A 22,549-nucleotide genomic window follows, 5' to 3' on the forward strand; every position below is an offset into this window, starting at 1 on the left:
TGCTTTGCATGAGGTTTATTTAGTTGAAACCATTAAACGGTCTCCTGTTCGAATGAGGTGAGTGGTCAGCTCATTGATCTTTTTCAATTGTTCCACAGTCATTTCATGCGCCTTTGCTATCGACCAAAGGGTATCCCCTTGTTTAATGACATATGTATTTTTTTCATGTCCATTTACATGAAGAGCCGGCTCTCGGAAGCGTTCCACAGCAATCATTTTGAGCGGATCTATCGCATCCTCTTTGCTGACTGACCAATTGCCACGATGTACTTCAAAATGCAAATGTGTGCCTCTGGAGGCCCCTGTGTTGCCAATTATACCAATCGGCTGTCCCGCTTGTACATGGTCACCCTTTTTCACAAAACGCTCGTGTAAATGAGCATAGACAGTTTCGTATCCGTTTGGATGCTGAATAAATACAACTTCTCCATATGTAGCCGATACATACGAACGCGTGACCACACCTTCACTTGCAGCAAAAATGGATTCTCCTTCTGGCGCAGCTATATCTAATCCCTTATGCGAACCGCCCCTTGTCCCAAACAAGTCAGTGACTTCTCCTTTCACTGGTTCCACCCATTCGGTTGTCTTCTGCGCATGGGCAAATGGCGCTAAGATCAAGAGCAAAAAACAGCTGGCACCTATGAAGCAATACCTTTTCATCAGTGACTCCCCTTCTTTGAGGTTCTTTTCATGACAGCTTAGTATACAGCAAGAAGACCATTTTCTATACATCAAAAAAGAACGCAATGAAATGCTTGCGTCCTTTAACGTTCTTTGATGACAACTGGATTCGGCAGAGCCGGCACCTCTATTGGTTCATTTAATTCATATGGTCCTACTTGATCTGTTCCTGCATATTGAATGGTGACATCTGTAAAACCAAAATCTTTCGCTGTGAGCAGCAGACCTTCAATGAGTAGAGTATGATCAATTGAGTCCGATAATTGCGCTGATGCTCCAAACGTGATGGTTACATGCTTACCTTTTGATGTCACTTCTTTAATGGGTTCTTCTTTAATTAATGGTTTAAGTCCAGAATCACTCGTGCGTTTCATGGCCTCTACCGCATCTTCATAAGTAGAATAATGTGTTTTTGAGGGCACCAAAAAAGTCCCGCTCTTATTTTCTAACACGTAATAAGCTTTCTTCGTTTGTTTATCAATTGATATCGTGCCAAAGCTGCTAGTCCCTAATTGAAGATGAGAACCTTTAACTGACCTGACCTCCACTTGTTTATACCTGCTCCATTTGAGCGTTTCTTTTACCATATCTTTAAATCGATTGGCTTCCTTTATCGTATCAAGGGACAAATCATTTTTTAACTGAAAAACAAGTGTATTCCCATTTTCACGAAGGTCCACCATCTCAAGATAAGATTGAAGAGGCTTTGTCATTTCAGGCAGCTGCACCTGTTCATATGTGTTCATCATTTCCTGCAAATGGCCATGTTCATTCTCTTTTTCAATACTAATGGGAACCACTTGAGATGTCGATTCATCTATGTATGCAACCGTCATATACTTTTGCTTGTCTTCATGAGAAACAACGTGTGTGGTACCATTTGCCTGTTTGACGGGCTCTAATGTGGCATTTGCCTGACCTTTATCAGCACTTGATTCCATTTTCATCTGTTGGTGCTGTTCTTGAGCAGCCGGCTGAAATAAATGAGGAGAAATTAAAAACGCCATAAATAAAACCACAACGGTTGCCACCGCTGGACCGATCCATTTGACACTTTTCTTTTTCTTCCCGCTTGCCATCAGCACCTGCTGGTATATCTGCTTAGATGAACGGTTGTCCTCCACCTTTGGAAGCTGACTTAGTAACACCTTGATTCGTTCTTCGCTCCAATCGGACCTGTTCGTTTTCATTCACTAGCTCCTCCTTCAAAAGCTCCATATGTTTTCGGAGCACTTTCAGGCCTCGGTGCTGCGTTGTTTTGACTTTGCTTTCCGAGAACTTTAGCGCCTTTGCCGTCTCCATGATTGAGTAGCCCTGGATAAACCTTAAAATGATGACAGCTCTTTGATCAATCGTGCAGTGATCAAGCGCGGCATAAATTTCTTTAGTATTTTCATCCTGTACAGCCAGTTCGTCTGGGAGCAAGTCTGGGTCTTTTACATCCTGCTTATCCCAATCAAACGTGCCGAGTACCCGTTGTCTAATGGTTTGCTGCTTGCGAAACCAGTCAATCGCCACATGCCTTGCAATTGAAAACAGCCATGTTTTCTCGCTGCTTCTTCCTTCAAAAGTTTTATATGAGTGAAGTACCCGAATGTAAACCTCCTGTACGAGATCCTCTGCCTGATTTTTATCTTTAACCATATAAAATAAAAACTGGTACAAATCTTGATGGTACGAATCATATATTTTTTGAAAGGTTTCATGCATAGGAAACCCCTCCGTTCACTTATTTTTGTCGAGTGACTCTTATAAAACGTTACATTACAACTTTATGACAAATATATTACAAGTTCGACAGTTTGGAAAGGGCTTTTTGTTTAACTTCTCCTTAAAAATTTGAAAATAGAAAAAACACTTCATTTTCTTTACGAAAAGAAGTGTTTCTCATGTAACAAGATTCTTCGTCAAGATTAGACGAGTTCCTGCTTTTTTCTCGGAATATAGAATGTGAAGTGTGTACCTGCACCCGCTTTGCTATGAGCATGTATAGAGCCTTGATGTGCCTCGACGATGTTCTTCACAATCGCAAGGCCAAGTCCAGTACCAGAACGTCCTCTTGTCCTTGCTTTATCGGCTTTATAGAAGCGTTCGAAAATAAAGGGCAGATCCTCTTCCGGAATTCCGCTCCCCGAATCTTTTACATCCATTTTCAGTCCGTTCTCCACCGATTGAACCGAGAAGTGAACCTCGCCGCCCTCTGGTGTATGACGAATGGCATTATCAATGAGATTCGTAAACACTTGCTCAATCTTATCTGGATCGAATACAAAGTTCGGTTCATCCACTTGAATATCATACGTAAGGTCGATTTGTTTTTCTTTCGCAATCCCGAGAAACTTGCGGTAGATCTTCTCTGTCAGCTCTTCCGTATCTGTTGATTCAAGATTCAGTGTAATATGACCTGCTTCCATTCTCGCTAGATCTAGAAGGTCATTCACAAGACGTCCCATTCGAAGTGATTCATCATAGATAATTTGCGCAATCTCTTTCTTTTCTTCTTCTGATCCTGCAATATCATCTACAATTGCCTCGCTGTACCCTTGCAGCATGGCAATTGGCGTACGAAGCTCATGACTGACATTGGCAATGAAGTCTTTTCTCAGTTTATCAAGTCTTCGTTCCTCCGTCATATCACGAAGGACTGCAACTGCTCCCCTGACATCCTGCTGATTATACAGCGGAGACATGAGAAGAACCCAGGTACGCCCTTGCAGCGTAACTTCGATCATTTGCTCTTTTTCTGTGCTGACAGCTGTATGAAATAGCTCGCGCGCTTCTGGCGGCAGTTCATCTCCATCTTTGATCTTCATATTTTGCTCGTAATACCATGCCTGCAAAAATCGTTCTGCTGGAGGATTTGTCATCAAGATCGTTCCATCAATATTGATGGTGATGACGCCATCAGCCATACTGCTTAAAATATTAGATAAATGTTCTTTTTCTTGATTTAAGGCTGTGATATGGAATTTAAGCTGCTTCCCCATTTGATTAAAGGCGATCGCCAGTTCTCCAATTTCATCTTGCGTTAAAATAGGAATCTTTGTATCAAATTTCCCTTTCGCCAAATCTTGTGCACCCTCTCTCATCTTTCTGAGAGGATAGGTGACACGTGTTGACAAGAAGAAAGCGAATATAGTGGTCAGTACAATCGCAATTCCGGCGGCTAAAAAGATGTAGCGTGTCGTATGTTTCGTTGTTTGTTCTACAGCGAGGAGTGACTGAGAAAGAAAGACCATGCCTTTTTTTCCATTCGCCTCATATGGAACACCGACTACAATCCGTTCATCTTTTTGATTGCCTGCATCAGGTTCTGCACGTTTACTGATTTTTTTACGATCTTTCAGTGCTTGATTTAAATCGCTGTCTGCTTCAATTTGTTTCTTTGTAATCGCAGGAAGCTTCCCGTCTTTTTCAGACGAATACCACTCTAGCCCGTCCTCTTGGATGATCGCAATACTCGTCAATTTGTCAGCGAGCTCTGATGTAATCGACCTTGCAAGCGATTGATCCTCATGGCTTTCTAAAATGACCGCTACTTTGTTTGCCATTTGTGTTAAATCAGATTTTGCTTCTTCTACATGATAATTTTCAATGAACTCTAAAAGAAGCACAGTTAAAATAGATAAAACGATCAGGACGAGGAAAAGAATGGTTAACCATAGCTTTCCTACAACACTTTTCCACAGTTTCATTCAGCGCCGACCTCAAATTTGTACCCGACACCCCATACAGTTACGATTTTTTTCGCTGCTTCTGGTGACACTTTATTCAGTTTTTCACGAAGTCGTTTGACATGCGTATCAACTGTTCGTAAGTCTCCAAAGAATTCATATTGCCATACTTCTTTTAGCAGCTTTTCTCTGTCATAGACCTTATCTGGTGTTTTTGCAAGGAAATATAAAAGCTCATATTCCTTCGGCGTGAGGCTGACTTCTTTGCCATCAGCCGTCACTCTATGTGCATCATGGTCAATAGAAAGATGAGAAAACACAAGAACATCTTTTGTTGTTGTCCCAGTATTCAAATAAGACGTTTGAGACGATCTTCTGAGCAATGCCTTTACACGTAAAACCACTTCACGCGGGCTGAAAGGTTTGACAATGTAGTCATCCGTTCCTGCCTCAAATCCTTGAACGCGGTTGGCTTCTTCTCCTTTTGCCGTCAGCATAATGATTGGAGTCGCTTTTTTGTCTCGAATTTGATTACACACTTCGATTCCATCTGTACCAGGCATCATTAAATCGAGCAAAATGAGGTCGTAATCGGTTTGAAGCCCTTTTTGAATCGCCTCATCTCCATTTTCCGCTTCATCGATTTCATAATTCTCACGTTCTAAATACATTTTTAAAAGGCGGCGAATTCTTGCCTCATCATCTACGACTAATATTTTCGTTTGAGTTGTGTGTTCCATTAGACAGTCCTCCTGCTTTCTCCGTTGTTACATTCATTTTAACAAAAAGCCGAATTGAATCATAAAAGTTGGCTTTTCCTTGTGATTATGCGTAAGAATGAAGCCCCGCAATGACAAGGTTGACAAAGATGAGATTAAACATAATAATGGCGAAGCCGATCACAGCAAGCCATGCGGACTTTTCACCATGCCAGCCCCGCGACAAGCGAAGATGAAGATAGGCAGCATAAAAGAGAAACGTAATCAATGCCCATACTTCCTTCGGGTCCCAGCCCCAAAACCTAGTCCATGCAATTTGCGCCCAGATCATGGCAAAAATCAACCCGCCTAACGCAAATACAGGGAAACCAATCGAAACCGCCCTATACCCAATTTCATCAACTAAATCTAAGTTCACCTGTTTCACTAGCGGTTGAAGCAGTGCGCTCAGCCGTTTGCGAATGATCAATCGAATGAGTCCGTATATGATCAGCCCTACGCCAAATGACCATAACACCGTATTGACCTTTCTACCTGAAAAAACAGGCGGCAGCTCGACAAACGGTTCCAAACGATCTTCCGTCACAAGCTCCCCTTTATGAGGTCCGACAAGAGCTGGCAGCTCATAGACCATCTCACTTTTTTCTTTATTTTTATCGATCCAATTAAATGTCGCTTCATATCCTGTCATTCTAAAGATAGACGTAACAGCGATAAATGCAAGTGTGACCACAATCATAAACATGACAAGCTCTAAACCAAACGTCTTCTTCCCTGGCTTTGTTTGATCCACATGCTTTAATAGAAAGATGACACCTGCCACAAAGCTGATGGCTAAAATGGCTTGGCCAAGTGCTGCTGTTGTCACGTGAATATAAAGCCAATTACTTTGAAGTGAAGGAATCAGCGGTGAAATATCTGATGGGAACATACTTGCATAGGCAATAATCAATAAAGCGATTGGAAGTGTGAATAAACCAAGTACAGATACTTGATACACAAAATATAAAATGATGAATGCAAGCACCAGCATCATGCCAAAAGCCGTTGTGAACTCAAACAAATTACTGACTGGTGCATGGCCAGATGCGATCCATCTTGAAATAAAATAGCCCAACTGGCTCAAAAAACCGATGATGGTAAGCGTAATGCCAATGAGTGCCGCCTTATTCCTGCGCGGTCCTTCCTCTTTCTTTTTTCCCTTAATGGCACCACCAAAAAAAGGAACTGCCGCTAAATAAAATAGAAAAGCTGCAAATAACAGATTTTCACTGACTGCCGCCATCTAATCCTTCCCCCTTGCTTTTGCTGATACTTGTTGTATCAGGCAGTTCTTTTTGATCAACTGGCTGTTTGATGCCACTGCCGTTCAGTAACACTCCAATATCGGACTTTAAGCCGAACCAGTTTTTGTTTGTATGTCCTGCCACCAATACTTTTCCATCCTTTGCCGACAGCCAGATTCTTCTATGCTGCCAATACATCCCCTGCACGACACCAATCATGAAGATGATTCCGCCTACTATGAGCACGCCAAGTGTTAAATCCTTTCTAACTGTTAACCCTGTAACGTTTTTCGTTTCAACCCGATCAAACTTCATTTTATATAGATTGTTATCAGAACCCTCTACTGTCTCTTGAATGGCGACAAAGCTTTTTTCACCTTTAGGTTTTTCAGGAGAAATCATTTCAAACACGAAAGCAGGATTATTCGGATTCCTTGTTTTCGTACTCGGCGTTCCATCATCGTCAAAATAAAAATCAGGCAGATAGCTCATCACCTTGACTTTGTAACCGCTACCAAGATCATATTCTGACTTAGGCTCCAGCAGATTAATCTTCACTGTACCGAAAGATTTTTCTGTATCTTTACGAATCAGCTGAAAGACCATTTGATCGAGTTCATTTTGCTTAAAATCTACTTGATATAATGAGAAATTGTCAAACTTGAGCGGTTCATTCACTTTGATATCGTGTTCTGTTACCTGCTTCAGCTTGGGCTTTTCACCAAATACAACTTCTCCTTCACGTTTGTATAAAATAGCATCCGTTTTATAGCTTTTCACCACTTGACCGTCGCCAGCTTTTTCAATGGCATTCTCAAACACTTCTTTTTCATTTCCAGTTTCATAGCGATCAATTGAAAACGCATTATTTTTCAAAAAGTATTGACCATCCGTACCTGGAATTGGTGCAGTTTCCCCTTCTCTGACCCAAAGCGTTTCATCCACGTACATGCCCGGGACAAACCGGAGCATCGCTCCAATGAGAAAGATGATTAGTCCAATGTGATTGACGTAAGGTCCCCAGCGTGAAAAACGTCCTTTTTCGGCTAAAATATGCCCATTTTCTTCTCGCACACGGTAACGCTTTTGTTTCATTGCTCTTATGATGCCTTCATATGTATGCTGATCTAATGTTTTGTCTGTCTCGCTAAACAGACGCTGTCTTCTCATAAAGCCTTCTTTTTTGATAACCCCTTGGTTTTTGAGTGCTCGATAAAGAGGAATAACGCGGTCGAGACTGCAAATGACAAGGGAGATTCCGATTGATGCGACAAGAGCTAAAAACCACCAAGAATTATAAAGATCATGAAATCCAAGTGTGTAATACAGCTTGCCAAACGATCCATATTGCTCTTCATAATACGTGGAAGCAGATGCACCTGGCGGAATAAATCGCTCCTGCGGAAAAATCGTTCCAAGCGAAGAAGCGAGCAGTGTAATGACAATCAGCCACACACCCACTTTAACGGAAGAAAAAAAGTTCCATACTTTATCAACAATCGTTTTGTTGTATGTTTGCGAGCGTCTTGCACTGCCGTCATATCTCATATCAAGCAGCTTTGAAGAGTTTTTCTCTTTAGCCGCAATGGGATTCCCGCATGATTCACATAGAACAGTACCGATTGGATTAATATGTCCACACTCGCACTTTACCTCTTTCATTCTATGACCCCTTTGGTTTAATCAAATTCATATATTCATAGACATTACGTTCTGTCATCGTTCCCTTTATGACTTTGATTACCTTGCCTTCAGGACTGATTAAAAATGTGGTTGGCAGCGGCGTAATATCATATGCCTCTGTCACTTGACGATCTTTGTCCATGGCAACAGGAAAATTCACGCCATAGGACTCCATAAAATTTTTCACGGCAATCTTGGATTCCGCAACATTGACTGCAACAATTTCCACACCGCGATCCTTGAACACTTCATATTGATTCGCCATATAAGGAAATTCCTGTTTACACGGACCACACCATGTACCCCAAAAATTAAGAAAGACACCTTTGCCTTTTAAGTCCTTTAACTCAATCCGATCCCCATCGACAGATTGAAGGACAAAGTTTGGCGCAATAGATCCTTCTTTGACTCGATCCTGTTTGGCAAATACTGAGTTATACATTGTATAACATAGTGCAGCAAGCATCACGAGGAGAATGCCCGTCCGTATGAAAAACCGTCTTTTTTTCATCTGAAGTACCCCTTCCCCATAGACATTCAGGTAAATTATAGCATTCTCCTTCTTTTGATGCTTCTTCATTTTTTGAAGTTTATGTGAAAATTAAAAAGCGCTTTTCCCATGATCGGCAATTGCTCTCAGGCGCTTTACTTCATGCGGAGACAATTCTCTGCGGTCTCCTGGTCTCATACCTTCAATATGAAGGAACGAATACTGCTCCCTTTTTAGCTTTAACACATCATGTCCAATCGCTTCAAACATGCGGCGCACCTGTCTGTTTCTGCCTTCGTGAATGGTTAATTGAACAATACAAGTTTGTTTTCGTTTATCAATAGAAAGCATTTTCGCACGAGCAGGTGCTGTTTTTTTATGATCTAACATGATCCCTTTTTCTAGCTTTCTAAGCAGTTCCTTTGATGGAATGCCTTTTAGCTTCGCTGCATACGTTTTATCAATTTCGTATTTCGGGTGCATGAGCTTATGGGCAAATTCCCCATCATTTGTAATCAAAATCAAACCGCTCGTATCATAATCTAACCGGCCGATTGGATAAAGGCGCTGCGGGACATCATCAAAGAAATCTGTGACGACCTTGCGTCCTTTATCATCCTCGGCAGCAGAAATGACGCCGCGCGGTTTATAAAGCATAAAGTAAACCGGTTCTTCTCTTTCAAGCTTTAATCCATTGACTTCAATTTTATCTGAAGAGCCCACCTTCACTCCGAGCTCTGTCACTGTTTGACCATTAACGGTAACTCGTCCTTCTTTAATTAATTCTTCAGCCTTTCGTCTTGAAGCGACGCCGGCATGTGCAATTACTTTCTGTAAACGTTCCATTTGTCTTTCACCTCATGTACTATCTTACTTGCTTGACTTAAAACAAACAAGCATTCGTGGAAAAATAAGCGTTTCGTCTGTCTAATTTCAGCTAAAAAGCGATTTTCCATCCATGAAATACAAAAAAGCGCCTGATTAGGCGCCGCTAAATAACAAACTGACGATAATCACAGAGGCAATGACACCAATGAGATCTGCTAGCAAACCTACTTTCAGCGCATCTCCCATTTTTTTAATCCCAACTGCTCCAAAATAGACCGTTAAGATGTAAAGGGTGGTGTCTGTTGACCCTTGCATGACAGCTGCAAGCTGGCCAATAAAAGAATCTGGGCCATACGTCGCTATTAAGTCTGATGTCATTCCAAGTGCAGCCGTTCCTGATATCGGGCGAATAAACGCAAGCGGCACGACTTCTGGCGGGAAACCAATCGCTGTAAAGACTGGTTTTAATAGTCCCATAACAAAATCAAGCGCACCTGATGCACGGAATATCGTAATGGCTACAAGCATACCGACTAAATAGGGAATGATTGAAAAGGCAATTTGAATGCCCTCTTTTCCTCCCTCCACAAATGTTTCATAGGTTGGTACCTTTTTAATGGTTCCAGCAATCAAAATTCCTGCGATGATCAGTGGAATCAAAGCAAGTGACAGCCAGTTAATAAATGCCACAAGATCACCCCCGCCTGCTTCTGCGATAGTGGAAATAACGATCGATGATAATTGCACCGATTCCTGAAATGAGTGTTGCTAAAATGGTTGGCCCTACAATGTCTGTTGGCTGATCTGCCCCATAGGTCATTCTTATTGCTATGACGGTTGTTGGCACAAGTGTGATAGAGGATGTGTTGACCGCTAGAAATGTAATCATAGAACGGCTTGCCTCATTTTTTCCGCCGTTTAATGCTTTCATCTGCTCCATCGCCTTAATTCCAAGCGGTGTAGCAGCATTCCCGAGACCAAAGAAATTCGCCATGAGATTGGATAAAATATATCCCATTGCAGGATGATTAGGCGGAATATCCGGGAATAGCTTTGAAATAAAAGGCCGGCACAATTTACTAAAGAATTTTAACAGCCCTGCCTCTTCGGCAATCTTCATGAGCCCGAGCCAAAAAACGAGGACACTAATCAAACCAATTGAAATAGTAACCGCTTCTTTTGAGCCTTTAAATACAGCCTCGTTCACTTCCTGCATCGTTCCATTAAACATCGCATAGACAAGACCGATGACAGTGAGAAATACCCAAATTAGATTGACCATGAAGATCCGCCTATAGATGTCTGAAAGACAGACTTAAACAATTCTTGAAAGCTTTTTTGAGGCATGCGGTTTCGTTTATTTTCATAAAAAATCGGTAATTGCTCGATCACCTGTCCATCTAACAAAATCGTCATTTTTCCTACAACATCTGGGATGGCTTCGGCGTTTTTTTTCCACTTCTTTTCAGGGGTGAGCATTTCCGTTTCAATTTTGACAAGTTTTTTCTCATCTTCATTTAAAAAATAGTCCACATCACGCTTGATAAACGCTTTTTTTTCGTAAAAGGTCCCTTTTAACGAAGCAAGCCTTCCTTTTTCAGCAAGCACATACGTTTTATAGTGATCAAATGCATATTCAAACATAGAAATATGGTCCTTCCAGTCGTCAGGTGCATTAATGGTCACAGCGATCAGCTGAGCATCACCCTTTGCAGCGGTGGAGACAAGTGTTCGTTTTGCAAGCTTTGTATATCCTGTTTTCCCTCCAGTGGAATATTCGTATAAACCGGTAAGCAGCTTGTTTTTATTTTTCCAATAGCCTTCCATTGTCTTCGCTTTATAGAAAGTTGTACCGGCAATTTTTTGATATTGTTTATGTTTCATCGCGTATTTTGTTAGGATCGCCATGTCATAGGCTGATGAATAATGATTTTTATGATCATCGAGTCCGTGCGGATTTTGAAAATTTGTATTCTCCATTCCTAGTTCAGCCGCCTTTTGGTTCATCATAAAGATAAATCCTTCTAAGCTGCCGCCAACATGCTCTGCAATGGCAACAGCTGCATCATTTCCAGAACGCAGCATGAGCCCGTATGTCAAATCTTCTAAGCTCACCTTCTGCCCTTCCTTTAAATAAATGGATGACCCCTCCGCCTGAATCGCACGTTTTGATACTTTGACAGTATCTTTCATTTTTCCTGATTCAATGGCTAATACAGCCGTCATAATTTTTGTAATACTGGCGATTCTTCTTTTTTCGTGCTCGTCCTTTCCAAATAGGACTCTGCCTGACTGTCCATCTATTAAAATGGCGCTTCTTGCACTCACTGATAATGAAATGTCTGCTTTGGCATGTGAGGAAAAAGGCAGTAAGAGTGTAAATAGAAGAAGGACTGCTGTTCCAATTTTTAAATAGGGCATGTTCATTCACGTCCTTGTCCGTTTTGTACAAGTGTATGCTCAGCTGAAAAAGTTATGATGCCTCGTCCATAAAAAAAAGCGCCTCTACATATAGAGGCGCTTCTTCAAATTGCTTATACCATTTTCACTTGCTGATGAGAAGTCGTATATTCCAGCTCTTCTCTCATCGCTAAAAAGTCTTTTTCTAATGAAGAAAATAATTGTTTCATATCAGCGGATACTTCATGGTGAAAAACAATGCTGCTTTTTCCTGTATAGGCCGAACGGCTGTCTTCATACCATGTATCCTTTTTAGGCGTGAAAAATTCTTCAATACATTGATGATAAATACGGTGGAGCATCTGCTGTGCGGCTTGCTGCGGGAATGTCTGCTGCTGGCCCATTTTCCTGCAAACTGCTGCTGCATCCTCGCTGTACACTGCAAGCTTCCGTAATGTACTCAATATGTCACAATAATAGGCTTCCGCTTCGGGGTTTAATCGTTTCAAGCTTGATAAGGTGGTTTCGTTCAGAAAACCATTCATTTCAATTGCAACCTTTGATAAAAAGACGCCTGCTTGATCAACTTGAGCCTTTACATTCATATGTGCCATTTGTTTCGTGTTTACCTTCCCCTCATGGCTTTGTCACCATTTTATCTGTCATCAAAAGATTTTAGACCTAAAATCTTTTTTATATTTTATCATACATTTTTCATTCTTTTGAACTATTTTATGTCTTCAAATGTTTGATTGAAGTTTTCAAAAAATAGATCGGCCTCTTCTTGTACTCCATCTGCTTCTACATTCTCTGGAAGCGGCGGTAATTCATCTAAAGCCTTTAAGCCAAATTGCTCTAAAAAGGTAGGGGTTGTCCCATACAGAATCGCTCGTCCCGGACCATCGGCACGTCCTACTTCACAGAGCAGTGCTTTGGCTACTAAACTATGAAGTACACGCTCTGATTTGACTCCTCTGATCTCCTCTACCTCACTGCGTGTAATCGGCTGTTTATAAGAAACAATGGCAAGCACCTCCAGCGCTGCCTGCGACAAACCCTTGGATGGTGTCTCGACTAATTTTTTTAAATACATGCTGTATTCTTTTTTCGTCAGCAGCATATATGAATCTGCATATTCAATGAGCTCAATCCCTCGTTCTTGTTTTTGATATTCTTCCTTTACGGAAGACATAATGTCGAGTAATACCGACTCATCTACTTCAAGAACAGACATGAGCTGTTTTCTTGTTAAGCCTTCGTCACCTGCTGCATACAGCAGCGCTTCTAAGATGGCTTTCCAATTCACGATATCAAGCGTCATGAATCGTTTCACTCCCTATGATATAAATGTCTTCAAAGTTCCCTTCCTGCTCTAGCATGATTTGATGACTTTTCATCAATTCGAGAACAGCAAGAAACGTCACGACAAGGTGTTCCTTTTGATCATGTTGAAATAGAGTCATGAAATTGGTCCGCTTTTTTGTTTTTCTTAAATGGTTCATAATCTCATTCATTTTGTCTTCAATCGGGATTTCTTGTCTTGTAATCTTTGATGGTGCTGGTTTCGTTATTTTCTTTCGATTTAATACCTTTTGGAACGCACCTAACATATCATACACCGTTACGTGTAAATTTGTGTCCTTCGCTTCTGATTCTTTTGCAAATTCGCTTAAATCACTCGGTGGTTTTGTAAAGGCATTTTGCCTTTCTTCTTCGCGTTCCTTTAGTTCTTGTGCTGCATTTTTATACTTGCGGTATTCAATCAATTTGCCAATCAGCTCTTCTCGAGGGTCTTCTTCCTCTTCGAGCAGGTCTTCATCAAACAGCTCTTCCTCTTGTTTCGGAAGAAGCATTCTGCTTTTAATACTCAGGAGGGTTGCAGCCATGACCAAATATTCGCTCGCAACATCGAGCTCAAGCTCCCTCATCGTGTGGACATATAATAAATACTGCTCCGTAATTTTAGCGACGGGAATATCATAAATATCAATTTCCAACCGGTTAATTAAATGTAAAAGCAAGTCCAAAGGACCCTCGAACGAATCTATTTTCACCTGATATTCCAGCATCTTTTTCTCACCATTTCTACTGTCTTCTAAGTACCGTTTCACCGGCTAACCTTTAGTATAAGACAGGATAAAGCTCTCGTCCAATATAATTTCGGCCATGATGCCTTAGGCAAATCGAGAAAAACTGTGGATCCGCCCATACCAATAAGGGCATTTATACATAGAATACATTGTAATCAGAACTGATGAAAAAGGAGGCCGTATCATTATGGGAGATGGCTATAACTTCGGCGGAGGATTCGCGCTAATTGTCGTGCTTTTCATCTTGCTGATCATCGTTGGCGCGGCTTGGGTTTATTAAAGAAACAGAGCGTCCTTTTCACTAAAGGGACGCTCTTTCTTCTTTTCTTTTCGATATGTTAGACTGAGAGTGGAAAAGGAGATGACCGCTGTGTATCCTGAAGCGTACGTGGCTTTTTTACACGAATTTCATACGACAAGAGATTATTTTGAGTGTCATGAAATTTTAGAGGAATATTGGAAAGAAGATCCCCCTGAGCAGCGCAAAGAATATTGGGTTGGGCTCATCCAGCTCGCTGTTGCCTTGTATCATCAAAGGCGGGGAAATGGAAAAGGAGCAAAACGGCTTATTTCTAACAGTCTTCATTTGTTAGAAGCAAACCGTTCAGTATTATCGAATCTCGGTCTGGATGATGAGGCATTTCTGATGCTTCTGAGAATGCTGAAAAAGAAAATGGATGAAGATATGCCCTATGAAAGTGTGAAGCTGCCAATCAAAGATGAAGCACTTCTTTCTTTATGCCAAGAAATGGCCAAAAAAGAAGGACTGCTCTTTGGACAGGAAAGCAACTTATCCCATACATTTTTAATCGAAAAACATAGACTCCGTGACCGGACAGAAGTTTTGCTGGAACGAAAAAAGCAGATTGAACGTAAAAAAAGCAGAGGACTGTAGCCTCTGCTTTTACATGTGTGATATTTAATTTGATTCGCTGTGACACTTATGAAAGAAGCCTTGCGTTAATTCATTTGGAATGAGTGTTTTGGTTTTAAATATTTCTTCCACGGCTAAAACCATTTCCTTGCCGATTCCTTGATCACGATGGGATGGATTCACACTAATATGCTCAATTTGTACTTGGTCGTCTGTTTTCAACACACCAATAGCACCTACAATATCCTCGCCATCTTTCCATAGGAACAGCTGCCGATCTTCATCCATTTCATATGACTTCATCGTCTGCTGAAGCTGTTTGACGTCTTTCTCACCCGGCATAAAGGACAGAAGTCCCATGGCAATTTTTTCAAAAGACCTCTTGTAACGAATTAACATATATACCCCTCAATATTCAAATTATCCTAATTTCTAGCAAATGTCTTATGATTCATTTGCTCATCACACATTATAAACATTTTTATACCGTTTTTAAACTCTTTTTCACTAAATTAAGAGAACGTTCGATTGAGATTCGCCATTTCAATAGCAGCTGCAGCCGATTCGCTGCCTTTATTTCCTGCTTTTGTACCAGCTCTTTCAATGGCTTGTTCAATAGATTCTGTTGTGAGTACACCAAAGATAATCGGTACCCCTGTTGACATAGCACTCTGAGCAATTCCTTTAGCAGCTTCATTACAAACATAATCATAGTGAGTCGTTGCGCCTCTGATCACGGTTCCAAGTGTGATGACTGCATCATATTTTTTGGTTTCTGCTAATTTTTTTGCCATGTACGGGATTTCAAAAGCGCCTGGTACCCACACAACATCGATATCATCACCATTTGCTCCGTGTCTTAGTAATGTATCTTCCGCTCCATCTAACAGTTTACTTGTAATAAAATCATTGAATCTCGCTACAACGATTGCAAATTTTAGTCCTTCTGCTACTACATGGCCTTGTATTGTATTCATATGTTGATCATCCTTTTTTGTGATTTTTATTTTGTTTCAATAGCGGCTGTTCGATTGTTGTTTAAATATGTCTGTAATGCTTCGATTGTCAGCATCTTTAAATCATGCTGTTTTTGGATCTCCTTTAGTTCAGGGACGCGCGCCATTGATCCATCTGCATTCATAATTTCACATATGACACCCGCTGGCTCTGAGCCTGCCAGTTTAGCAAGATCAACCGCCGCCTCTGTATGACCCGGTCTTTCTAGTACGCCGCCCTCTTTTGCAATAAGCGGAAAAACATGTCCTGGTCGGGCAAACTCTTCTGGTTTTGCGTCTTTATTTAACATGGCCAGCATGGTCGTGGAGCGCTCAAAAGCACTAATACCAGTCGTCGTTGTCACATGGTCGATGCTTACTGTAAACGCTGTATGGTGTGCATCCGTATTATGTTCAACCATTGGATGCAGATTCAGGTGTTTGGCGATCGACGCATGGACTGGCGTACAAATGAGGCCTCTTCCATGTAATGCCATGAAGTTAATCACCTCAGGTGTGGCATGCTCAGCAAGTGCCACAAAGTCTCCTTCATTTTCTCTGTCTTCATCATCCACTACGATAATGATTTCTCCTTGTTTAAGGGCATTTACTGCCTCATCAACGGAATGATACATACAATCGCCTCCTAGAATCCGTGCTCTTTTAGAAATGATGGGGTCAATCGAGATGGCTGTTTTTCGCTCTGCTCTTTTGTTATAAAGCGATAAATGTATTTACCGATCATGTCACACTCTATATTCACGATATCCCCCATAGATTTAGTCGGGAAAATAGTTCCTTCAAGCGTGTGAGGAATAATAGAGACTGTGACATGTGAATCTCGCAAATCGAAAATGGTCAAGCTGACACCATCTATTGCGATCGAACCCTTTTGGGTGAGCATATCTGTGAGGGTCTTGTTCATCTTTAAATCATAGTAAATGGCATTACTCTTCTTTTCTATCCGGGTAATGACAGCCGTTCCATCAACATGGCCTGAGACAAAATGGCCGCCAAATCGTCCATTTGAGGACATGGCTCGCTCTAAATTCACTGGACTGCCTAGTGTCAGCTGATCCAGCGATGTCGCTTTGACCGTCTCTGGCATCACATCTGCCGCGAACTGTTCTTTTGTGAAGCTAGTGACTGTGAGACATACTCCATTAATGGCAATACTGTCTCCGAGGTGAACATCTTCCAGCACACGGCTGCATGTAATGACAATTTCCATGGCATCTGCTGACTTTTTACTTAATGACTGAACGGTGCCAACTTCTTCAATTATCCCCGTAAACATGTGATCCTCCCTTTCGTTTCATTTGTATTTCTCACTTTTAAAAAAAGCGATGTTAGGGACATGTGATCGATTGAGCACCTTCGTCGCTTTTTATGGTCCATACAAGGTAGATGAGGGATCACCTAATAAACACTGCATGCAGTCTATTAACGACAAAATCATACAGAAAGCCCCGGAAAAAATTCCGGGGCTTTGTTTTTTTTGCATCAGAAATAAGACTATGATCAACAAATATTTTTCGTTCATAGCTTTCTTTATCCTTCTCCCATCCAGACTTTCACTGTCGGCTTCAGCTTTTCACTGAATCAACCGTTAATAAATTAACGGGTCACGGGCTGTAAAGCATTTGCTTTATTACCGTCGGTCGGGATTTTCACCCTGCCCCGAAGGATACAATCGATATTTAGCTGTCCTTAGGGGCTATTATAGCGATCCTTGTTGTCAAATGCAACAATCAAGATTTCTTCACACAAAAAAGCCTCCTTATAGGAAAGGAGACATGTTAATTTACGACTTTTACTACTTTTATCAGTCCATCTATTCTTTTTTCATTACTAAAGTAGGCTTTAATACGATCGCCTTTTTTCAGATCGGCCACATCATCTTCAAATTTCTTACCATTAAAAATGATTTTTGTGCCATTCTTCGCTTGACCGTAATATTCATCTCCATCAATTTTCGTAATGGTATATTCATAGATGGTGTAATCTTTATCATTATTTGTTAAGCTTTCGCCAATGGCTGTTGGCACATCTTCAATTTTCATGCCATTCATGTATAAATAACCTGCGCCTAAACAAAGCAGTAAAACAAATAAGATCGCAATTTTTAATTTAATTTTCCCCATATTTAGAACCTCCATCATCTGCACTTCGCCTATTTGTATGTTTTATTCCTTCTTTTATTGAAATAAAACCAAAAAAGCTGATTTTCATTAATGGTTACTTATATAACGATTCAGATGGCCCTTTGGTTCCACCTCTTAATCATTACATATGATACGAATATGCGTTCTTAATTAAGGGGGTCTTTTTCCTGTTTATTAGTTCGTAACACACCATACTGCAAGCTTTTCATTATATTCTTTTTTCGAGTGCAAATAAGTCTTCCTCTAACAATTGTGACCGCTGAACAGCGATGCTGCGGCTGTCGCGAACCCCTTGATTATAGTAGTAGCTTCCAAGGTTTTTTGTGATAAATTCTAGTATATTAATGGCTGCTAATTCACCAATCTCTTCTTCTCGTTCTTCGGCAAAATAACGCTGAATGGCCATCGTCATTTGATTTTTCTCTTCTTTTGTGAGTGGTTTCAAAGTATCCCCTTCTTTCTTTCCGATTTCTTCATTTGCATCTGATGTGCTGGCACCCCGCAAATACGAATGTTTGTTCTCCTATCATATCATAAAAATACATTCTGCGCATGACTGCCCTATAAGAAAAAGCGTATTTTGATGTAATGGATCAAATACGTTTTCACTATGCTGTATGATTTTTCATGGAAGCTGTCATAGCGTGTTGTCCATTTTATTTTAAAATGGATAGGATCGTCGCTACAGAATGATCTACAAATGAACGCTCTGGACGTGACTTCATGAGGACGGTAAGCCCGATGAAAGAAACGACCAGTGTCTGTGCTAAGGCTTTAGCATTCAAGCTGCTTTCAAGCTCACCCGAGCGAATACCTTGCACAATCTTTTCTTCAAATATGACCGAAAGATACATCTGATGCTCTCTTGTCAGAATTTCAAATTTCTCTTCGTGTGGAGCAAGTTCCACTATCGTATTAATGCAAAAACAGCCTTTACTCGGGCCATCTCTATATTCCTCTTCCACTACATCTGTAAATAAAGTATGAAATGCTTTCTTTACAGATTGATTGTTTTGAAGTTTTGTTCGAATATTGGCTGCATGCTGCTTTGTATATTTACGTAATGCAGCCTCAAATAACTCCTCTTTATCTCCAAAGGCTGAGTATAAGCTTGGCCGCTGTATTCCCATTTTTGCAGTCAAATCGCTTAACGTTGTAGCTCTATACCCCTTTTCCCAAAAAAGCACCATTGCATCATCCAACGCTTTTTCCTCATCAAACTCACGCTGTCGAACCATCCTCAATTCCTCTTTTCAACAATAAAATCATTTCACCAAAACAATTATTCATTTATTTGTAAGGATATCATTTTTTATTACCAATCAGTACATTATAATTTTATTTTATTCATGTAAAATTGTCAAACTGTCTTTCTGCTTTCAAGATCAACTTAGAATGACCGGATGAAACTCTTGACTTTAAAACATTTTGTTGGTTATCCTTAACAGGAATCATTTTATACCGATCGGTATATTATACTTTTTAATACAAAAAGGAGAGGATGCAATGAATGGTTAAAGATAAAATGACTCCAAGAGATCATCCTAATATGAATTTTCGATTAAAACCTGAATCAAAGATGAGTCACTATATGGCACTACTTTTTGCAGCAGCGTGCGGGATGGCTGTTGCAAACATATACTTCGCACAACCGTTACTAAATTCACTGGCAGACGAGTTCGGTATCACGTATTCATCCATTGGTATTGTCATTACGATTACTCAGCTTTGTTATGCGGCGGGGCTGCTACTGATAGTACCGCTTGGTGATCTATTGAATCGACGACGGCTCATCATCGGTCAGATGCTTTTATCTGTGCTTGCCCTCATTCTAGTCGGCATCGCTCCTATCGTCACCGTCCTATTTCTAGGATTAGCAGTGGTCGGACTGCTCGCTGTAGTCACTCAGGTACTCGTTGCGTTTGCAGCAAGTTGGGCTGCTCCAGAAGAACGCGGCCGTATAGTCGGCTTGGTGCAAAGTGGAATCGTAACCGGCATTCTTCTCGCTCGAACCTTTGCTGGTGTATTAACCGATTTTGCTGGCTGGAGGTCTGTTTATCTTGTTTCTGCCGTCATCATGCTTATCCTAACTGGCGTATTGTTCCGAGTGCTCCCGCGTGATGACAGCAAAAGAGAGTCATTATCCTATGTTCATCTGCTTCGTTCAATGTTTATATTGTTCATACAAGAACGAATCCTGCGCATCCGTGGGATTTTGGCTCTTCTGATTTTTATCGTCTTTGGTACGTTATGGACTTCACTCGTACTGCCTCTCAGTACTCCGCCATACTCTCTTTCACATACTGCAATTGGCGCATTTGGTCTTGCTGGAGCAGCCGGAGCGTTAGGGGCTGCTCGGGCTGGCAGCCTTGCTGATCGAGGTTTTGGACAGTTCACAACTGGTATAGCCCTTGTCCTATTATTCATTTCATGGTTTTTCATCAGTTTGACTGAACATTCACTTATTGCATTAGTCATTGGCATTATCCTTCTTGACCTATCTGTGCAGGCAGTTCATGTGACCAATCAGAGTATGATTTTTACAGTACGGGCTGAGGCGAGAAGCCGGCTTACTGCGGCTTACATGATTTTTTACTCCATCGGCAGTGCGACCGGTTCAATTGTTTCAACCAGTATATACGCGACCTATGGCTGGGGCGGAGTATGTCTCTTTGGTGCCTCTATCAGCGCTTTCGCCATTTTGTATTGGTTCATCACCTACCGCCTAACGAAACAAATCACAGTCGTCTCACAAACAAAATAAAAAAACACCGCGATTAAGCGGTGTCTTTTATTGTTGACAAAGGGCTAAAATGAACTTGATTTTAGCCCTTTGTCTTCTTTTCAGCGTGTTTGAAAACCATTGAAGTCTAGGAAAGGCGAGCACTGGAACGGAGCGAATTTAACATTCGTGAGTACCGGAGCGCAGACCTGACACCGAATGCAAGGGTTTGTCTACACGCTGAAACACCGCGATTAAGCGGTGTTTTAGATTAAGCATCTACAACTTCAACTTTTTCCATGCCCTGCCCTTGCTCCATATCAAGTACAGCCTCGATACCAGATGTTACTTTGCCAAAAACAGTGTGAACACCGTTTAAGTGCGGCTGCGGGTCATGTACGATAAAGAATTGGCTGCCGCCTGTGTCTTTACCAGCATGTGCCATTGATAATGAACCTCTTTCGTGCTGATGTGGATTTCCTTCTGTTTCACATTTAATTGTGTAACCAGGACCACCCGTTCCATTACCGTTTGGGTCGCCGCCTTGGCTGACGAAGCCTGGGATCACGCGGTGGAATTTTAATCCATCGTAGAAGCCTTCATTCGCTAATTTTTCAAAGTTTGCTACTGTACCTGGAGCAGCCTCTGGGTAAAGTTCAAACTCAATTTTCTTTCCATTCGTTAATTGTATGTATCCTTTTTTCGCCATTTTTCACATTCTCCTTTCAGGTTAAACAACGCTCATTATAGCACATTTTCGGTGATGTTAAACATCCCCTGCTCTTCGATTGTCATTTACCTCTTAGCTGATGATTGATAAAATAGGGTTGCTTGATTCTTTTTTCCTAATAAAATGATATTTGACTGAATGACATGTCTTCATTTATCGGAACAGGAACACATCTTAAAAAGAAAATTGAAACGTCAAGCCAATTTGTTACGTCTATATGATGGAGTGCACTACTTTACGTGTACTCAAAAGCTAAAGTTTCTCTTGAAAGGGGAACGCTTTCGACTTGAAGGAGGTCAACATGTTTAAAAAAATGATGCTTGGTATGATGGCAGCGCTCCTTTTCCTAATTGGTGCGCCAAAAGTCAGCTTAGCGGATGCAGCTGTCGGCGATGTCATCGTCACACTCGGGCAAGACTTAACACCGGCTGATCGCCAGAAGGTGCTTGACGAGTTGAATCCACCTGAAAATGCGACAAAAATTGAAGTAACCAATAAAGAAGAGCACGAATATTTAGGAAAATACATCCCTCGTTCTTCTATCGGGACGAGAGCATTATCATCTTCATCGATCACCATTGAAAAATCAGGTACTGGTCTCACTGTGGATACACACAACATCAAGACCATTACAGATGAGATGTATTTAAATGCTTTAATGACAGCAGGTGTCAAAGATGCCAAGGTTGTCGTGACTGCTCCATTTGAAGTATCTGGTACAGCCGCACTGACGGGCTTACTAAAAGCGTATGAGGTGTCAAGCGACAAAGCCATTCCAGAAGATGTGAAGCAGGTGGCAAACGAAGAGCTTGTGACAACTTCTAAATTGGGTGACTCTATCGGGAAAGATAACGCTTCTGCCCTTATTGCAAAAATCAAAGATGACATTGCAAAAAACGGTGTCCCTAAAACCACAAAAGAAGTAGAAGAAAAAGTGGATCAGGCTGCTTCTGATTTGAACTTAAATCTGACGCAGGATCAAAAAGATCAGCTTGTCTCGTTATTTGATAAAATGAAAAACATCAATATCGATTGGAATCAAGTAGGATCTCAAATTGATAAAGCAAAAGACAAGATTACTAAATTCATAGAATCGGATGAAGGGAAAAACCTTCTTCAAAAGATTTGGGATTTCTTTGTATCCATTTGGAATGCGATCGTTTCTGTATTCACTGGAGGAAAATAATTCATGAAAAAAAGCTGCCTGAA

27 protein-coding genes and 1 riboswitch are annotated in these 22,549 nt (G+C 41.1%); of the genes, 4 read left to right on the forward strand and 23 right to left on the reverse strand.

The genetic code is table 11. The annotated features are described in order from the left end of the window. Window positions 1–15 precede the first annotated feature (15 nt). The 15 genes from MHI23_RS10710 to MHI23_RS10780 form a co-directional block, all read right to left on the reverse strand. Window positions 16–663, reverse strand: a complete 648-nt coding sequence (locus tag MHI23_RS10710) for a M23 family metallopeptidase (RefSeq protein WP_073206143.1) — start codon at window positions 661–663, stop codon at window positions 16–18. A 104-nt stretch (window positions 664–767) separates the two neighbouring features. Continuing rightward, the gene (locus tag MHI23_RS10715; protein ID WP_125587280.1) at window positions 768–1,874 is read right to left on the reverse strand and encodes a sigma X negative regulator; all 1,107 of its coding nucleotides are present in this window, start codon (window positions 1,872–1,874) and stop codon (window positions 768–770) included. Further along, complete coding sequence (gene sigX, locus MHI23_RS10720; RefSeq protein ID WP_024422837.1) at window positions 1,786–2,394, reverse strand: RNA polymerase sigma factor SigX; 609 nt, start codon at window positions 2,392–2,394, stop codon at window positions 1,786–1,788. Before sigX ends, MHI23_RS10715 begins: the two co-directional genes overlap by 89 nt. Window positions 2,395–2,597: 203 nt before the next feature. Then, window positions 2,598–4,379, reverse strand: coding sequence for an ATP-binding protein (locus MHI23_RS10725; RefSeq protein ID WP_034623436.1), 1,782 nt, complete (start codon window positions 4,377–4,379; stop codon window positions 2,598–2,600). Next, window positions 4,376–5,098, reverse strand: a complete 723-nt coding sequence (locus MHI23_RS10730) for a response regulator transcription factor (RefSeq protein ID WP_003215596.1) — start codon at window positions 5,096–5,098, stop codon at window positions 4,376–4,378. Before MHI23_RS10730 ends, MHI23_RS10725 begins: the two co-directional genes overlap by 4 nt. A gap of 85 nt (window positions 5,099–5,183) precedes the next feature. Then, window positions 5,184–6,362, reverse strand: a complete 1,179-nt coding sequence (gene ccsB, locus MHI23_RS10735) for a c-type cytochrome biogenesis protein CcsB (protein WP_024428071.1) — start codon at window positions 6,360–6,362, stop codon at window positions 5,184–5,186. Beyond that, window positions 6,346–8,025, reverse strand: coding sequence for a cytochrome c biogenesis protein ResB (locus MHI23_RS10740; protein ID WP_024422840.1), 1,680 nt, complete (start codon window positions 8,023–8,025; stop codon window positions 6,346–6,348). The genes ccsB and MHI23_RS10740 overlap by 17 nt, the downstream gene beginning before the upstream one ends. A gap of 1 nt (window position 8,026) precedes the next feature. Further along, complete coding sequence (locus tag MHI23_RS10745; protein ID WP_024422841.1) at window positions 8,027–8,557, reverse strand: thiol-disulfide oxidoreductase ResA; 531 nt, start codon at window positions 8,555–8,557, stop codon at window positions 8,027–8,029. A gap of 90 nt (window positions 8,558–8,647) precedes the next feature. Further along, the gene (gene rluB, locus MHI23_RS10750; RefSeq protein WP_024422842.1) at window positions 8,648–9,382 is read right to left on the reverse strand and encodes a 23S rRNA pseudouridine(2605) synthase RluB; all 735 of its coding nucleotides are present in this window, start codon (window positions 9,380–9,382) and stop codon (window positions 8,648–8,650) included. A gap of 135 nt (window positions 9,383–9,517) precedes the next feature. Further along, window positions 9,518–10,054, reverse strand: coding sequence for a spore maturation protein (locus tag MHI23_RS10755; RefSeq protein WP_024422843.1), 537 nt, complete (start codon window positions 10,052–10,054; stop codon window positions 9,518–9,520). Window positions 10,055–10,058: 4 nt separating this feature from the next. Further along, window positions 10,059–10,646 carry a nucleoside recognition domain-containing protein gene (locus tag MHI23_RS10760; protein ID WP_024428070.1) on the reverse strand — a complete coding sequence of 196 codons (588 nt, stop codon included), beginning with the start codon at window positions 10,644–10,646 and terminating at the stop codon, window positions 10,059–10,061. Continuing rightward, window positions 10,634–11,785: a D-alanyl-D-alanine carboxypeptidase family protein gene (locus MHI23_RS10765; RefSeq protein WP_339239946.1), complete on the reverse strand. Its 1,152-nt coding sequence runs from the start codon at window positions 11,783–11,785 to the stop codon at window positions 10,634–10,636. The genes MHI23_RS10760 and MHI23_RS10765 overlap by 13 nt, the downstream gene beginning before the upstream one ends. 113 nt (window positions 11,786–11,898) lie before the next feature. Continuing rightward, the gene (locus MHI23_RS10770; RefSeq protein ID WP_024422846.1) at window positions 11,899–12,378 is read right to left on the reverse strand and encodes a YpuI family protein; all 480 of its coding nucleotides are present in this window, start codon (window positions 12,376–12,378) and stop codon (window positions 11,899–11,901) included. 113 nt (window positions 12,379–12,491) lie between these two features. Next, window positions 12,492–13,085, reverse strand: a complete 594-nt coding sequence (gene scpB / locus MHI23_RS10775) for an SMC-Scp complex subunit ScpB (protein ID WP_024422847.1) — start codon at window positions 13,083–13,085, stop codon at window positions 12,492–12,494. Further along, window positions 13,075–13,833, reverse strand: coding sequence for a segregation/condensation protein A (locus MHI23_RS10780; protein ID WP_024422848.1), 759 nt, complete (start codon window positions 13,831–13,833; stop codon window positions 13,075–13,077). The genes scpB and MHI23_RS10780 overlap by 11 nt, the downstream gene beginning before the upstream one ends. Before the next feature lie 208 nt (window positions 13,834–14,041). Between MHI23_RS10780 and MHI23_RS10785 the strand changes: the two genes are divergently transcribed. Next, entirely contained in the window at window positions 14,042–14,134 is a 93-nt protein-coding gene (locus MHI23_RS10785) for a YjcZ family sporulation protein (RefSeq protein ID WP_012010430.1), read from the forward strand. A gap of 90 nt (window positions 14,135–14,224) precedes the next feature. After that, window positions 14,225–14,749, forward strand: a complete 525-nt coding sequence (locus MHI23_RS10790; protein ID WP_034623433.1) for a DUF309 domain-containing protein — start codon at window positions 14,225–14,227, stop codon at window positions 14,747–14,749. A gap of 24 nt (window positions 14,750–14,773) precedes the next feature. Here MHI23_RS10790 and MHI23_RS10795 read toward each other — a convergent pair whose 3' ends face one another. The 7 genes from MHI23_RS10795 to MHI23_RS10825 all read right to left on the reverse strand — a co-directional run bounded on the left by MHI23_RS10795 (window position 14,774) and on the right by MHI23_RS10825 (window position 19,126). Then, window positions 14,774–15,127: a GNAT family N-acetyltransferase gene (locus MHI23_RS10795; RefSeq protein WP_024422850.1), complete on the reverse strand. Its 354-nt coding sequence runs from the start codon at window positions 15,125–15,127 to the stop codon at window positions 14,774–14,776. Window positions 15,128–15,240: 113 nt separating this feature from the next. Then, window positions 15,241–15,705, reverse strand: coding sequence for a 6,7-dimethyl-8-ribityllumazine synthase (ribE, locus tag MHI23_RS10800; protein WP_029706184.1), 465 nt, complete (start codon window positions 15,703–15,705; stop codon window positions 15,241–15,243). A 26-nt stretch (window positions 15,706–15,731) separates the two neighbouring features. Then, on the reverse strand, window positions 15,732–16,358 hold the full coding sequence (gene ribB / locus MHI23_RS10805; protein WP_080652974.1) for a 3,4-dihydroxy-2-butanone-4-phosphate synthase: 627 nt from the start codon (window positions 16,356–16,358) through the stop codon (window positions 15,732–15,734). An 11-nt stretch (window positions 16,359–16,369) separates the two neighbouring features. Continuing rightward, entirely contained in the window at window positions 16,370–17,020 is a 651-nt protein-coding gene (ribE, locus tag MHI23_RS10810; RefSeq protein ID WP_025093036.1) for a riboflavin synthase, read from the reverse strand. A 253-nt stretch (window positions 17,021–17,273) separates the two neighbouring features. After that, window positions 17,274–17,415, reverse strand: a riboswitch (FMN riboswitch). Between the two features lie 107 nt (window positions 17,416–17,522). Next, window positions 17,523–17,867 carry a hypothetical protein gene (locus MHI23_RS10815; RefSeq protein ID WP_008344451.1) on the reverse strand — a complete coding sequence of 115 codons (345 nt, stop codon included), beginning with the start codon at window positions 17,865–17,867 and terminating at the stop codon, window positions 17,523–17,525. A 229-nt stretch (window positions 17,868–18,096) separates the two neighbouring features. Further along, window positions 18,097–18,333, reverse strand: coding sequence for a DUF2164 domain-containing protein (locus tag MHI23_RS10820; RefSeq protein ID WP_024422853.1), 237 nt, complete (start codon window positions 18,331–18,333; stop codon window positions 18,097–18,099). 211 nt (window positions 18,334–18,544) lie between these two features. Then, window positions 18,545–19,126, reverse strand: coding sequence for a TetR/AcrR family transcriptional regulator (locus MHI23_RS10825; protein WP_342491953.1), 582 nt, complete (start codon window positions 19,124–19,126; stop codon window positions 18,545–18,547). 272 nt (window positions 19,127–19,398) lie between these two features. On the opposite strand from MHI23_RS10825, the gene MHI23_RS10830 reads away from it, so the two are divergent. Continuing rightward, complete coding sequence (locus tag MHI23_RS10830) at window positions 19,399–20,652, forward strand: MFS transporter (RefSeq protein WP_342491954.1); 1,254 nt, start codon at window positions 19,399–19,401, stop codon at window positions 20,650–20,652. A 229-nt stretch (window positions 20,653–20,881) separates the two neighbouring features. Here the strand turns inward: MHI23_RS10830 and MHI23_RS10835 are convergent, their stop codons facing one another. Beyond that, window positions 20,882–21,319 carry a peptidylprolyl isomerase gene (locus MHI23_RS10835; RefSeq protein ID WP_008359679.1) on the reverse strand — a complete coding sequence of 146 codons (438 nt, stop codon included), beginning with the start codon at window positions 21,317–21,319 and terminating at the stop codon, window positions 20,882–20,884. Between the two features lie 322 nt (window positions 21,320–21,641). Here MHI23_RS10835 and MHI23_RS10840 point away from each other — a divergent pair, with 322 nt between their 5' ends. Continuing rightward, window positions 21,642–22,526 (forward strand): DUF1002 domain-containing protein, encoded by an 885-nt coding sequence (locus tag MHI23_RS10840; protein ID WP_024422856.1) that lies wholly within the window; start codon window positions 21,642–21,644, stop codon window positions 22,524–22,526. Window positions 22,527–22,549 lie beyond the last annotated feature (23 nt).

This window comes from Bacillus sp. FSL M7-0003, assembly GCF_038628485.1.
GTDB classification, from domain to species: domain Bacteria; phylum Bacillota; class Bacilli; order Bacillales; family Bacillaceae; genus Bacillus; species Bacillus safensis.